14 protein-coding genes are annotated in these 14,144 nt (G+C 63.0%); 5 read left to right on the forward strand and 9 right to left on the reverse strand.

What is annotated here, in order from left to right; translation table 11 throughout:
- The first annotated feature begins 2 nt into the window (after window positions 1-2).
- The 4 genes from G6N42_RS09825 to G6N42_RS09840 are packed head-to-tail and all read left to right on the forward strand — an operon-like array spanning window position 3 to window position 4,899.
- Window positions 3-3,104, forward strand: a complete 3,102-nt coding sequence (locus tag G6N42_RS09825; protein ID WP_163737257.1) for a type I restriction endonuclease subunit R — start codon at window positions 3-5, stop codon at window positions 3,102-3,104.
- Window positions 3,101-3,823, forward strand: coding sequence for a hypothetical protein (locus tag G6N42_RS09830; protein ID WP_163729134.1), 723 nt, complete (start codon window positions 3,101-3,103; stop codon window positions 3,821-3,823). Before G6N42_RS09825 ends, G6N42_RS09830 begins: the two co-directional genes overlap by 4 nt.
- An 11-nt stretch (window positions 3,824-3,834) precedes the next feature.
- Window positions 3,835-4,659: a GIY-YIG nuclease family protein gene (locus G6N42_RS09835; RefSeq protein ID WP_163729137.1), complete on the forward strand. Its 825-nt coding sequence runs from the start codon at window positions 3,835-3,837 to the stop codon at window positions 4,657-4,659.
- 33 nt (window positions 4,660-4,692) lie between these two features.
- A complete protein-coding gene (locus G6N42_RS09840) occupies window positions 4,693-4,899 on the forward strand; it encodes a helix-turn-helix transcriptional regulator (RefSeq protein WP_163729140.1) in 207 nt (68 codons plus the stop codon).
- Window positions 4,900-5,058: 159 nt separating this feature from the next.
- Here G6N42_RS09840 and G6N42_RS09845 read toward each other — a convergent pair whose 3' ends face one another.
- The 3 genes from G6N42_RS09845 to G6N42_RS09855 form a co-directional block, all read right to left on the reverse strand.
- Entirely contained in the window at window positions 5,059-5,325 is a 267-nt protein-coding gene (locus G6N42_RS09845) for a hypothetical protein (protein ID WP_163729142.1), read from the reverse strand.
- A 4-nt stretch (window positions 5,326-5,329) separates the two neighbouring features.
- Window positions 5,330-5,572: a hypothetical protein gene (locus G6N42_RS09850; protein WP_163729145.1), complete on the reverse strand. Its 243-nt coding sequence runs from the start codon at window positions 5,570-5,572 to the stop codon at window positions 5,330-5,332.
- Between the two features lie 464 nt (window positions 5,573-6,036).
- Entirely contained in the window at window positions 6,037-6,297 is a 261-nt protein-coding gene (locus G6N42_RS09855; RefSeq protein ID WP_163729148.1) for a hypothetical protein, read from the reverse strand.
- Window positions 6,298-7,007: 710 nt separating this feature from the next.
- Between G6N42_RS09855 and G6N42_RS09860 the strand changes: the two genes are divergently transcribed.
- Entirely contained in the window at window positions 7,008-8,297 is a 1,290-nt protein-coding gene (locus tag G6N42_RS09860) for an adenylate/guanylate cyclase domain-containing protein (RefSeq protein WP_163729151.1), read from the forward strand.
- 25 nt (window positions 8,298-8,322) lie between these two features.
- Here the strand turns inward: G6N42_RS09860 and G6N42_RS09865 are convergent, their stop codons facing one another.
- Genes G6N42_RS09865 through G6N42_RS09890 form a run of 6 tightly spaced genes read right to left on the reverse strand, consistent with a single transcriptional unit; the run spans window position 8,323 to window position 14,140 of the window.
- Window positions 8,323-8,811, reverse strand: a complete 489-nt coding sequence (locus G6N42_RS09865; protein ID WP_163729154.1) for a Dps family protein — start codon at window positions 8,809-8,811, stop codon at window positions 8,323-8,325.
- A 55-nt stretch (window positions 8,812-8,866) separates the two neighbouring features.
- Entirely contained in the window at window positions 8,867-10,642 is a 1,776-nt protein-coding gene (locus tag G6N42_RS09870) for a DUF2339 domain-containing protein (RefSeq protein ID WP_163729157.1), read from the reverse strand.
- A gap of 45 nt (window positions 10,643-10,687) precedes the next feature.
- Window positions 10,688-11,344, reverse strand: coding sequence for a response regulator (locus G6N42_RS09875; RefSeq protein WP_163729160.1), 657 nt, complete (start codon window positions 11,342-11,344; stop codon window positions 10,688-10,690).
- Window positions 11,317-12,447: a MacS family sensor histidine kinase gene (gene macS, locus G6N42_RS09880; protein WP_163729163.1), complete on the reverse strand. Its 1,131-nt coding sequence runs from the start codon at window positions 12,445-12,447 to the stop codon at window positions 11,317-11,319. The genes G6N42_RS09875 and macS overlap by 28 nt, the downstream gene beginning before the upstream one ends.
- On the reverse strand, window positions 12,447-13,208 hold the full coding sequence (locus G6N42_RS09885; RefSeq protein ID WP_163729165.1) for an amino acid ABC transporter ATP-binding protein: 762 nt from the start codon (window positions 13,206-13,208) through the stop codon (window positions 12,447-12,449). Before G6N42_RS09885 ends, macS begins: the two co-directional genes overlap by 1 nt.
- Window positions 13,205-14,140: an amino acid ABC transporter permease gene (locus tag G6N42_RS09890; RefSeq protein ID WP_163729168.1), complete on the reverse strand. Its 936-nt coding sequence runs from the start codon at window positions 14,138-14,140 to the stop codon at window positions 13,205-13,207. The genes G6N42_RS09885 and G6N42_RS09890 overlap by 4 nt, the downstream gene beginning before the upstream one ends.
- Between the last annotated feature and the right edge of the window lie 4 nt (window positions 14,141-14,144).

Consider the following 14,144-nt stretch of genomic DNA (forward strand, 5'->3'; position numbering starts at 1 on the left):
CGGTGTCGCAACAGCATCATGAGTCGTCGTTCGAGGGCGAGATCTGTGAGTACCTGGCCGAGCAGGGCTGGCTATACTCGCCGACGGACGAGGGTTACGACCGTGAGCTAGCGCTATTCCCGGAGGACGTGTTCGGGTGGTTAGCCGACACGCAACCCGAGCAGCTTGCGAAGCGGGTCAAGCCAGATCTAACCGGTGAGGCGCTGGCGAAGGCCCAGCAGGGTGTGTTGGCCACGTTGGTGAAAGCGCAGGCGGCTGATCCGAAGGCCAACGGCGGAACGTTGTCGGTGCTGCGGCGCGGGTTCAAGGACCTCAACGCGCAGTTCCAGATGTGCCAGTTCCGGCCCAACACCTCACTCAACGAGACCACCGCCAAGAAGTACGAGGCGGTGCGGCTACGGGTGATGCGCCAGGTGCATTATTCGACGCAGAATACCAACAGCATCGATTTGGTGTTCTTCGCTAACGGCGTCCCGGTCGCCACCGCCGAGCTAAAGACCGACTTCACCCAGAACATCAACGACGCGGTACTGCAATACAAGAATCACCGGCTACCGAAGGGTGAACCCTTGCTGGGGTTCGGGTCTCGGGCGGTGGTGCACTTCGCGGTGTCCAACAGCGAGGTGCAGATGACCACCAAGCTCGCGGGCAAGGACACGTTCTTCCTGCCGTTCAACCGAGGCAACAACCATCACGCCGGGAACCCGCCGAACCCGCACGGGTCGCCGACGGCGTACCTGTGGGAGGAAATCCTGCAGCGGGATACCTGGCTCGACATCCTCGGACGGTTCCTGCACCTCCAGGTCACCGACAAAGTTGATCCGTTGTCGGACAGGAAGGTTCGCACACAGACGATGCTCTTCCCGCGCTACCACCAGTGGGACGCGGTGACTCGGCTCATCGAAGCCGCCCGCACGCAGGGACCGGGACACCGGTACCTGATTCAGCACAGCGCCGGGAGTGGCAAGACCAACAGCATTTCCTGGCTGGCCCACCGGCTTTCAGTGCTGCACGACGAGGCCAACAAGCCGGTGTTTGATTCGGTGATCGTGATCACGGACCGTAATGTGCTCGATGCTCAACTGCAGGAAGCGATCCGCCAGATCGACAAGACCCCCGGGGTGGTAGCGCATATCGATGGCCTGGGTGGGTCGAAGTCCCAACTGTTGGCCGATGCACTGCAGGGCGGGACGAAGATCATCATCGTCACCATCCAGACGTTTCCCTACGCGCTAGACCTGATCCAGGGCCAGGCGTCGTTGAAGGGCAAGAGCTTTGCCATCATCGCCGATGAGGCCCACTCGTCGCAGGCGGGCGAAGCCTCTAAACGCCTGAAAGCAGCGCTGGCGGCCACAGAGCTTGACGATCTCAACGATGGCGGCACCGTAGATGCCGAAGACGTCCTCGCGGCTGAGATCGCCGCACGGGCCGAGTCCAAGAACTTGTCGTTCTTCGCGTTCACCGCCACCCCGAAGGCTAAGACGCTGGAACTGTTCGGGCACAAGGGCATCGGCGATAAACCGCACCCGTTTCACCTCTACTCGATGCAGCAGGCCATCGAGGAGGGCTTCATCCTCGACGTGCTGAAGAACTACACCCCATACAAGACCGCCTTCAGGCTCACCCACAACGGCCAGTCCTACGAATCGGAGGCCACCAGCACCGGCACCATCGCGGTCACCGGCAGCGCCACCAGTGATCTGGTCGACAAATCGGCTGCGGTGAAGTCAGTAATGAACTGGGTGAAGCTGCACCCAACCAACATCTCCCAGAAGGTGCATATCATCGTCGAGCACTTCCGCGCCAATGTCGGCTGGCGGCTCGACGGCAGGGCCAAGGCCATGGTCGTGACGTCGTCACGCAAAGCGGCGGTGCGCTACAAAATCGCGTTCGACAAGTACGTCGCCGAGCAGGGCTACAACGACATCGCGGCCCTCGTGGCTTTCTCCGGCGAGGTCACCGACCCAGACTCCGGCGTGGACAAGGCCACCGAGACCTCGATGAATCCTGGCTTGAAGGGCCGCGATCTGCGGGACGCTTTCGCCACCGACGAGTACCAGGTGATGCTGGTGGCCAACAAGTTCCAAACCGGCTTCGATCAACCGCTCCTGTTGGCCATGTATGTCGATAAACGCCTCTCAGGCGTGGCAGCGGTGCAAACGCTATCCCGGCTGAACCGGATCGCTCCAGGCAAGGATCAGACGTTCGTGCTGGACTTCGCCAACGGTGCCGAGGAGATTGTCGAGGCGTTCGAACCGTACTACGAGGCCACCACGCTCGCCGACGTCACTGATCCCAACATCGTTCACGAGACGATGGCCAAGCTCGACGCCGCCGCGATCTACCATGAGTCTGAAGTTGAGGGTCTGGTCGCGGATTACTTAGCGCACAAGGGCAATAACGCGCTGACGAAGTGGGTGACTCCGGCCCGTGACCGTTTCCGGGACCGCGAACGCACCGCCGTTGAGGCCGACGACAAGGTCGCGGTCGACGAGCTGATTATGTTCCGCAAGGACGTCGGCACATTCCTGCGCCAGTACGACTTTCTGTCCCAGATAGTCAACTACGAGGACCTTGCCCTGGAGAAGCTGTCGATCTTCCTGCGCCACCTGGCCCCTGTGATCACCGCCGATCAGCTTCAGCATGAGATCGATCTGTCCACGGTGGATTTCGACTACATTGCCCAGCACGGACAAGGCACGATGTCAGGCAACCTGGTCGGTGGCATGCCGCTGGAACCGGCCAAGGAGGCCGGGACGGGCAATGTCAAGGACCCAGAGATGGTGGCGCTCGCCGAGGTCATCGAGAAGATCAACGACTTGTTCTCCGGCGATCACCCCGATTCGAGCGTGAAGAGCGTCGTCACCCACGTCAAGGAACGCCTCGAAGAAAGCGAAACCCTTCAGCAGCAGGCACAGCACAACTCGTTGGCGCAGTTCTCGGCCAGCCCCGATCTGCACAGCGAGTTCATGACTGCGGTGATCGGGGCGATGGCTTCATCCGAAGATCTTTCGACCCAGATCATCAACAATCCCGACCTGTCGCAAAAGCTGCTCGCCGAGTTGGTGCCGATCATCTATCAGAGTTTGAAGCCCACCGCATGATCGAATCCTCCCAGGCCGTCGATCTACTGCGCAGTGATCCACAGTGGCGTCACGCCGTCGCGAATCTGCGTGACCTCAAGCGCGATCACGGCGCGCACGCGGAAACCCGGGCGCAGAACTATGCCGCCGAGTACGACAACGCTCGTGGCGCGATGATCGTTGACGTCGTCGCGTCGCGGCAACGCCGGTATTCCACGCGGGTGAGGAAGATCGTCGCCGACTGGAAAGCGCGCAACGCCGAACACACCATCGCGTGGCTTGCCACCCAACCTCTGCAGCGCGAGTTGTACGGCCTTTCCGACGGAGAGGTAACCACGATCCATGAAGTGGCGAACCAACTGTGTGCCTTCGTATCCCGGGAAGGGATCACGGCCAGGGAAGAGGAAGACCGGCTGTGCCGGATTTGGGCTGACCGGTACGGAGCAATTGAGCACGCGCCCCGGCTGGACCCTGTCGTCGGTTCCGTCAAAGGGATCGGACTGGCACTGTTCGCCTACGCACGGATGCGCTCAGGTGCCGACGCCATCAAACCCGACATCCGCGTAGTACGCGCAATGCGGTCGCTAGGTTTTTTAGTACCCAAAGACGAGCACGCCGTGCTTCTGATCACCCGAGCTGCTGCAGAAGAAATCGGGATGTCGCGACTCGTGCTGGACCAACTGCTGTGGTGGAGAGACAACGACGATGTTCCAGGCATCTCTGGACAAATATCCACCTAGGGTCAAAGACCATGTCTGGAATCCCGTTGAGAAGCCTAATCGGTGATCTGGACCCGACGGCCTGCAAGCTGCACTGCGCGGTGTATGACCAGAAGGATCAACCTATCGACGTCCTGGCCCGGTCATGGGTTGAGTGGGTGGGGTGGAACCGTCGGCGCACCGCACGCGACGACTTCAATCGCCAGTTCATTTTCTCGCTGGCACGGTATCGCCATCCGCCAACTCACTGGCTCTTCGGCGGCGTCTTCGAAGTCGTTGGTCGCCGCCCGATACCAGGCGAAGGGTCTTACGACATCAGGAGACGTGACGATCTGCTCGGGGCCTACATCAAGCGGCTCGTGATCTCTTTCAAACCGTCGGGGCGAGCGGTGCGGCTGAACATGGAGAACTACTTAGACCAGATGGAAGTCTTGTCCGTCCTCGAACAGGAATACGCCGGTGAACCCTTTCCCGGCCATGACCACATCAACCACACCCTCGGAACACTGGAGGTCGCCGTCAGGCAGGACTGGCACGACTGGCGCGGCGCACTGCAGCACATGAAGGGTGTCTATGTCATCCACGACCTGGAAACTGGCAAGTCCTATGTCGGCTCAGCCTCCGGGGACACCGGCATCTGGGCGCGGTTGTGCCAGTACGTCGATTCTCTTCACGGCGGAAATATCGCGTTGGCTGAACTCGTCGGCCAGAAGGGGCCGGAGTACGCACGCGCAAATCTCCGCTTCGCGCTCCTGGAGTTCTGGTCGATGCGCACCGACGACGATCACGTGCTCGCCCGAGAGAGCTACTGGAAGGAGGTGCTGCTGTCGCGGAAGTTTGGACTCAACCGGAACTGAATAGTCCAGCATTCGCTTCTATGATCGTCGGTCATGCCTGCCCGACCTCCCGCCCTGGCGATACCTGCAGAGGTCGCTGAATACCTGCGCACCACGCCCGCCGCCCTCGCCCAAGACCGTTATCGGGGCACTGGCCCGAAGTTCATCAAGCACGGCAGTCGGGTGCTCTACCGCTGGTCTGACGTGTTGGAGTGGCTGGATCACAACACCTTCGAGCGGACCGATCAACGGGCGAATTGAGCGGTTTCTCCGCAGACGGCGTGTACGCGGAGCGCCTACTGGTTGATGACGGCGACTTCAGCCCTACCGTGCACCTCGGCCTCGATCTGGCGCTGACGCTCACGGATGTGGGCGAACTTGGCCCACGACGCCATCGTTGGCCCTCTAGGGGCCGCTCGGTCACCCTGGTGAGGGCGCGACCGGCACCCAAACGAATGCCGGAGGTGGACACCAGAGTGCGGTGTCGCCGACAGGGTTTTCCGCCCACTGATGGGATTCCGAAGCCAGGCAAGGCGTTCCGGGAGTCCGGAGGCCGACTCCGATGCCGTCGTCCATCTCCCAGTCGTCAGGAGTGATCGGGTCGTCAGCGGACGCGATGCCAGCGGTGGCCAGTCCGATCCCGGCCAGTACTACCAGAGGCACAAAGACCTTCTTCACAATAGTCATGATCTCAGACCTCGCCGACGTACTCGGGGCACTTCTCGACGATGGGCTGCTTCACGAATCCTTCGTAATCACCCGGCTCACCGCCGACGCCGAAGACGGCCTCTTCGAAACTGGCGAAGCTGGTCTCAAGCTCGGCGATGACTTCGTCTCCGGAATAGCCGCTGTCGAACAGCTGACACACGATGGTCTTCACGCCGTCGTTGTATTCGTCACCGGGACTGGCCTTGGCTGCAGCCGCAGTCTTCATACGATGATGGCCAGGACGATGACGAACAAGACGCCTACCGTCCTGAAGTGACTCTTCTCCGCTGGTTGGGGACCCTCTTTGCGGGCTTCGATGAAGGTAAGTCGCAGGATGTGGCTGACCCTGTTGCCTGACCCGGATGCGACTTGCCGGACATGGAAGTAGTTACTGCTGCCAGCCCGCAGTCAGCCCGCAGTAAACCATCAAGGCTCGCACAGATGGGGCAATACATACAACGCATTCGTACAGCTCAGCGCACCATTCAAGCTAAAACCAGTCAAAAACGATCAAACGCCATCACCAGGCAAAACACTTGGATATACCATTTCAAAACCCGTCCAGTGTGAGTTCGAGTCTCACCGAGGGCACCCAGCACACCCCAACCGCTCAGGATGGCAGGCCAGTCACCATATTTGCGCAGACCTGCTGCGGACCACTTACGTGATCCGCAGCAGGTACCCCTCGTTCTATGCTGCGATGAAGGGATCTGAGACGAGCGACACGTTGCGGCTTCCCCCGTAGCCACCGCCGTCGGCCAAGCCGTCCCAGCTGGGCAGAACCATCACGCGCAGCATGCTGATTCCTGGCGCCCGAAAGTCTTTGGCGACGTCCACGTTCCTTAGCAGGAGCAAATTGTTGACGTGCCAATTCCGGAAGGCCATAGAGTCCACGGCAACCTCCGGGGCGGCGTCACATCGCACCAGCCTGCGGTCCCCGACGGGCCTCATGACCACTCCTCGTCCTGTCCCACATCGAGCACTTCACGGGACGTGCGGATGAATTTATCGCATCGCTTCGAATCCCGTGGGGAATATTGACAGATGAGTTGAAATTCTATTGAGCCGTAGTGGATACACGCCGACAGGCGGACCTTCTGTCCAGTTGCGCCACTTCTCAACTATGCAATCCGATGCAGATTTAGCAAATAATTTGGCCATTTAAATGGTTGGTCTCCAACCTGGCATTACAATGCCACTTGATCGAAATAGCCTGTCCCACAACATATTTCGAAACCCTCCAAAGCGCAGCTTTCAATACCGGGGTTCGCAAACCACGATCTTGATAGGTGTTGGCAACATAGGCGACCAACTAAATGAAGCCTAACCGCCTTTCCGGCACGCAGAGTTCCGATAAGTCGGCTTATAGGTGTGCATTCCGGTCGCAGTAAACGGCTCGAGTTCGAGACCCAAGCAGTGCCGAGCCGCGGAGTCGGCAACGGATCTCGTGGACACCTCGCAGCCCAGTCCTGTGACGCGCCCGCGGGACACTTCCGGCAACAAGTCTGTGCTCAGGCAAACGAAATGACTCGATGGCAATGGCGTGACGCATCCGAGAAGCAAAAACAAGAGTCCACAAAACGAACTCGCCGAAACCTCTCTCTCGCACACGCGAAAACCGCAGGTAGCTGCCACTTCGAAGCTAGGCTCGGGTGGTGGCGATGAGAGGCCGGCCAGTGTGCGTGCCCGACGTGGCCGTGGAGCGCCGCGGACCCGGGCGCACCCGCCTCCTCTCCGAGCGCGCAGCCCGGCACCGGCGCGTGCTTGACGTGACCGCGATGATCAGTGCGGCGATCTCCGCGTTCTTCGGCATCCAGGGGCTCTTCATCGGTCAGGACTGGTGGGTCACCGCCATCAACCTGGGCAGCGCGGCCGTCTTCGTGATGATCCCGCGCATGTGTGGCATGGGCGAACTCGTAGCTCCCGTCGTGTTTTTCGTGATCTCGTACCTCACGATCACGGTGCTGTGCGTCTATCTGGGCACGGGTTCGGGGCTGCAGTTCTATTTCGTCGTGGCCGCGGCCATCGTGCTGGTGATTCTCGGGCCCGACCATATTGTCCTGGCCTCCATACTGGCCGCTATCGGCGCCGCGACGGTGGTCCTGCTCGAATTCTTCGTGCCCAACGACACCGGCACCCAACCTCCGTGGGCGTTCAAGGTCTCGTTCACGCTGACGGTGATCACGGCGTGGATCCTCGTCATCGCGACCATCTGGTTCGCACTGCGCGAGATCCGCCGCACCCGAGTGGCCATGGAGGCGGAGTACGAGCGATCCGAGCAACTGCTGACCAACATCTTGCCGGCGTCCATCGCCGAGCGGCTCAAGGATCCGTCGCGAAACATCATCGCCGACAAGTACGACGACGCCTCGATCCTGTTCGCCGACATCGCCGACTACACCAAACGTGCAAGCGACACCACGCCGAGCGACCTCGTGCGGTTTCTGGACCGGCTCTACACCGACCTCGACCTCCTGGTCGACAAGCACGGTCTGGAGAAGGTCAAGACCAGCGGCGACTCGTACATGGTGGTCAGCGGAGTGCCCGAGCCGCGGCCCGACCACATGGAGGCATTGGCATGCCTGGCATTGGACATGGCCGAGGCCGTCGCCGATCTCAAAGACCCGAACGGACACGCGGTGCCGCTACGAATCGGCCTGGGGGCCGGGCCGGTGGTGGCGGGTGTCGTCGGCGCGCGCAAGTTCTTCTATGACGTCTGGGGTGACGCCGTGAACGTCGCGTCGCGCATGGAAACCACGGATGTCGAGGGCCGGATCCAGGTGCCGCAGGACGTGTACGAACGCCTGAACCACGCATTCGTACTCGAAGAGCGCGGTGGCGTTGACGTCAAGGGCAAGGGCGTCATGCACACCTGGTACCTGGTCGCGCGTCGCGACGACGATGCCGTCCGAGGCGCGGTAGAACAGGGTGCGGCCGCGGGGCGTTCTTAGGCTGAGCGCGGGGCGCGCGTGGGTCCTAGACCTTCCGGTTCTCCGACTTGATGAGCCATGCCAGCTTCTCCAAACCATCGATGAGCTGGTGCAGGATATCGGCGGTGCTGGGATCTTCGGCATCCACCGCGTCATGCACACTGCGCAGGGTGTCGACTGCCGCGTAGATGCGATCGGTGATCAGGTCGACGACCTCGTCGGTGCTGTGTTCGTACGACGGGAACTGCGGCAGCGTGGTGCTTGCGGTGACGGTATCCGACCGTCCGTCCGGCACCGCCCATAGCGCCCGCATCCGCTCAGCGACGGTGTCGCTGGCTTCGCGCGCGAAGTCAACGACCTCGTCGAGCTGCAGGTGGAGGTCGCGAAAGTTGGTACCGACGACGTTCCAATGTGCCTGCTTGCCCTGCAGGTGCAGCTCGATCAGGTCGACCAGGACCCGCTGGAGGTTCTTGCTCAGCTCCGCCGATGCCTGGAATCCGTGTACGTCTGTGTCAGTGCGTCGTTGTGTGCCCATGTTCTCTTCAACGTCCGCCAATCTGGAATGACTCCAAATTACGCTGTGACTACGCTCACAACGTGTTGTCCTGTTGCTGGTCCTGCTTGTCGAGCAGGCGAGCGTAGCCGGCGCCCATTCCCAGCAGTATCAGGCCAACGACGATGAACACCGCAACCCGGAAGATGCCGTCCAGGGTGCCGAGGTCGAACAGGAAGAGCTTGGCCATCGCCGCCCCGACCAACGCCAATCCCCCGCCGATCGGCAACGATCGAGTGGCTCGCGGCAACCGTGCGGCGTAAATGAGCAGGGCGGCCGCCATCACGATCCAGCAGATCGTCGCGGCCATGTGCCCAGCGAAGAAACCGCGCTCTTCGCCGCCGATCAGCACACCCGCGGTGACGGTGAAGGTGGTCATCGCATACGCGGCGACCACTGCCGCCCCCGCCCACATAGCCGAATCGGGACCGTCGAGCGTCCACACGATCACCACGGCGAAAGCGATCAACAGCAGGCTGGCGATCAGCGTGGACACCGCTGTCGCGGTATCGGTTTCGGTGGCGTAGATCAGCGAGCTCGGCGGTGCATAGCTGAGATAGAACGCGGCGCCCACTCCGGCCAGGCCAAGCGCGACCCACCGTGCAGTCGCCTCACGACGCGCGGCGACGGCCACCACGATCGCCATGGCCAACAGGACCGGACCTGTGACGTAACCGTCGAACGCGACCAGCACCGCGATCGTCGCCGAGATCGCCGACAGCGCCGCCCAGATCGGCCGCACCGCGCCGTCGACGCCGGCCACGCGGTTGCCGATGAGCACGATCGCCAGAAACGTCGCCGCCACGACGGCCGCCATCAGAGCGGCGACCACCCGGTCGGCAACCAGCGCCACACACAGCGCGGGCAGCACACCGGCGCCGGTCACCAACGCCATCAACACACGATTGGTGGTCCGGGGCAACAGGATCAGCGCGGCGACCACCGCCAGCCCCGCTGCGATGGTGCACGCCCCCACCAGCCACAGGTCGCTCCGATCGTCGAAGTACAGCCCCAGCAGGGCGAGGAGCAGCGGAAACGTACTGGCGGCGATCCGCGCACAGTGCAGCCAGATCCAATCCTTGCCCAGCTGCACCGGTAGCGACGCGGCGGCGAGGGCAAGCATGAAGCCCACGAGCAGCAGCGTGACTCCGTCTGTCACCACGGGAGCCAGCACGGTCAGCGGGACCAATACCAGCACACCGAGCTGCTGTGAGTCCCACCGCCGGGCCAAGGTCAGCCCGCCGCCGCCGATGATCGCGGCGGTGACGAGACCGACGGGCGCCGACACCCAGCCGTAGATCGTCGTCACCGCGATGACGTCGATGTAGGCCGCGGCGACACCGGTCGCGGCCAGGGCGATGGCCCCGACCCGGCCACCGGGCCGCCGGTACAGCCAGACGCCCACCCCGACCAGCGCGCCCGCCAGCAACGCACCGCCGGCGACCCGGATCTCGGGACGCAAAATGCCTGCCTGTGCGGCGAGCACGACCAGCAGCACGACGCCGATCAGCGTGACGGCAACACCCGCGACGGCGAGCAGCTTGCCTATCCACCCCTGGTCGCGCGGCGCCTTCTGCGCCACCGGTGGCGCCGGGTACGCCGGGTACGCCGGGTACGCCGGTGGCGTAGCAGGCGGCTGGACTTGGGGCGGGTACTGGTACTGGTACTGCGGCGCGTACGGCACCGGATAGGGCGGCTGTTCGGACAGCAGGCGGTCCAGTGCGCTGAGGTCTGCCGATACCCTCGCCATGTACTGCGATATCGCCGAGAAATCGGCGGAGACCCGGGCGATGAGAGCGCGTTGTTCGGTCATGGCTGACATCGTGGCAGCCGGATCACCGCTTTCGGATGAGTAGGACTACTCGTCCAGGCCGTGTTCGATCGCGTACCGGGCCAATTCGACCCGATTCGCGACCTGGAGCTTGCGGAACGTGGCCTGGACGTGGTTCTCGACAGTCCGGTGGCTCAACGAGAGTCGGGTGGCGATCTGCTTCGCGGTCAGTCCCTTCGCGACGTGCCGCAAGATCTCGGTCTCCCGTTCGGTGAGGCTCGGGGTGGCTGGCCCTGCTTCTGGGCTCGCCGCGATTCGCCGGTACTCGCCGAGGACCAAACCCGCCAGTCCCGGAGTGAAGACGGCCCGGCCCTGCGCGGTGGCGCGCACCGCATCACCGAGTTCCTGCTTCGAGGCACTCTTCACGAGATAGCCTGTCGCACCGGCCTTTACCGCTTCCAGCACGTCTTCCCGCTCGTCGGACGCCGAGAGCACCAGGATTCGCGAAGACGGCGAGACCGCAAGCACCTCCGCGGTCGCCTGCGCGCCGTCGCCGTCGGATAGTCGCATGTCCATCACGACGACATCCGGGAGCACGACGGCGGCCCGGCGACGCGCCGCCGCCACACCGTCCGCGGTGGCGACGACGGTGAATCCGTCCTCGGCGAGATCGCGGGCCACCGCGTCCCGCCAGATCGGATGGTCGTCGACCACCATCACCGTCGGGGTACTGTCAGCTCCCATTCCGTCCCACATCCCGGCGAGGTGGTGAGCTTCGCGCTTCCACCCAACCAATTCATCCGTCCGACAATCGATTTGGCCACCCCGACGCGGCCCTCCCCGACCGCTTGCTCCAGCCTGCCCTTCGCAATTCCGACGCCGTCGTCGCGGATGCTGACCGTCACCGAGTCGCCGAGGTCCTCGAGCAGGACGTAGGCGCGGGCGTCTGGGCCGGCGTGTGCAGTCACGTTGTCCAACGCGTTCGCGGCGGCGCCGTACAGCTCGCCCGCCGTGGCCGTATCCAGCAGCACTGGTTCGGCGGGCACACTCACCGACACCACGTCCGAGGCCCGTTTACGCAACAGTGCGCCGACGTCGGCCATCTCCCCGGCCGGCGTCTCGGTGTCGGCCGAGCTGACGAGTCGGCGCAGGGCGCGCTCCTGCTCGCCCGCCAGCTCAGCTAATTCGGCTGTGGCTCCGCCGATTTCGCGGCCGCGACGGGATACCAGCGCCAGCACCTGTATGGCGCCGTCGTGCACCTGGCGCGACAACCTCTCCCGTTCTTGGTGCGAGGCGGCCAGCCGCGCGGCCTGTTCGAGTTCGGCGTGCGCACGCCGTGCCGTCTGTGCCGCCATGCCGACCGCGAGTCCGACCGCGAGCTCGATCACGATTGTCGCGTTGCGACCCAGGTCGTAATTGATGAAGCCCTTAACGATGGTGCTGGCGATCATCACCGCGACCCCGGCCAGCATTCCGGCGATCGGTCCGGACAGGATGGCCGCAGAGATCGTGGCATTGGTCGCCCACAGCGTGGTCGGCCACGACTGGTTGGCGAACGCCCACTGCTCGGAGGCGACGAACTCGGTGGACAGTATCAGCGCGACGACGACGACGATCTCGGCCACCACCCAGGACGCGCGCCTGCCGAAGCCACGCAGATATGCAAACGCGCACATCGCACTCCATGCGAGCAGCACCGCGAACAGCGTCCAGCCGATCGCCGGACGGTCCAGTTCGCCGTTGACCGCGATTTGAAAGCCCAGTGCGTAAATACAACTGAGCAGACGGAAAACCTGGGCTGCCCGCCATAGCGGCGTGGCCGGATCCGGTTGGCTCGCCGCCGGCATTACAGCACCTTTGACAGGAACGCCTTCGTCCGTTCGTGTTGGGGATTGCTCAGCACCTCACGAGGCGGCCCGCTTTCGACCACCACACCGCCGTCCATGAACACCAGATGATTGGCGACCTCGCGGGCGAAGCCCATCTCATGGGTCACCACCACCATCGTCATCCCCTCGGCGGCAAGCTTTTTCATTACCTCGAGAACCTCACCGACCAGCTCGGGGTCCAGTGCCGAGGTGGGCTCGTCGAACAACATCAGCTTGGGGCTCATCGCCAGGGCACGGGCAATCGCGACCCGCTGCTGCTGTCCTCCGGAGAGTTGAGCCGGATAGGCGTCGGCTTTCTCCGACAGCCCAACCTGTCTGAGCAGATCCTTGCCCCGCGCCAGCGCCTCGGCCTTCTTGAGGCGCTTGACGTGGATGGGTGCCTCGATGACGTTCTCCAGCGCGGTGCGATGCGGGAACAGGTTGAAGTGCTGGAACACCATTCCGATTTCGCGGCGCTGCTTTGCGGCGTCACGGGGCGACATCTCGTACAGCTTCGAGCCTTTGTCGCGGTAGCCGATCAACTCACCGTCGACATAGAGCCGGCCGGCATTGACCTGCTCGAGATGGTTGATGCACCGAAGGAACGTCGACTTGCCGGAGCCGGACGGGCCGACCATGACCAGCACCTCGCCCTTGCCGATCTCGAGCGTGATGCCCTTCAGAACTTCCAGCGCGCCAAAGCTTTTGCAGACCGATTCGGCCTTGACCATCGGGGTCATGGATGCGCCTCTCCCGCCAGTCCCTGTGCTTTGGCAAGCGCCTCGAGCTGTTTGGTCGTCAACTTGCGGGACGCGCCGCGGGCGAAGTGTCTCTCCAGGTAGTACTGCCCGACCATCAGGATGCTCGTGATCACCAGATACCAGGTCGCCGCGACGAGCAGCAGCGGCACGGGCTCGAAGGTCCGCGCGGCGATTTCACGGGACGTGATGCCGTACAGGTCGAGCGTGAACGGCACGGCGGTCACCAGCGACGTCGTCTTGAGCATGCTGATCACCTCGTTGCCGGTCGGCGGAATGATCACGCGCATCGCTTGCGGCAACACCGTGCGCCACATCGCCATCCCCCACGACATGCCCAACGCGGTCGACGCTTCCATCTGTCCCTCTGGCACGGAACTGATTCCGGCGCGGATGATCTCGGCCATGTAGGCCGCCTCGTTGAGTGCCAGACCGAGGATCGCCAGCAGGAACGGGATCGACAGCACCTGCAGATTGAGCTCGAAGAACGCCGGCCCGAAGGGCACCCCGAGCCGGATGTTCTGGTAGATCGTCGGGATCAGGCCCCAGAAGACGAGCTGAACGTAGATCGGCGTGCCGCGGAAAATCCACAGGTACACCCACGACACCGCCTGGAAGATGGGGTTCGCAGAAAGTCGCATCACCGCCAGCACGACGCCCAGCACGATCGCCAGCACCATCGAGTAGAGGGTCAATTGCAGCGTGTTGAGTACACCGACGGACAACACCCGCTCGTTGAACAGGTACTGCATGTAGACACTCCAGCGGTATGCCGGATTCGTGGCCGCGCCATAGAGAAACAGCGCGACGAGAATGATGATGACGACCGCCGCCACCCACCGCCACGGATGACGCAGAGGAATAGCATCGATTGCGGCCGGAGCACTGGGTGGCGACGTGTCGACATCAGTCATTTGG

The sequence above is a fragment of the Mycobacterium gallinarum genome (assembly GCF_010726765.1).
Taxonomy (GTDB): Bacteria; Actinomycetota; Actinomycetes; order Mycobacteriales; family Mycobacteriaceae; genus Mycobacterium; species Mycobacterium gallinarum.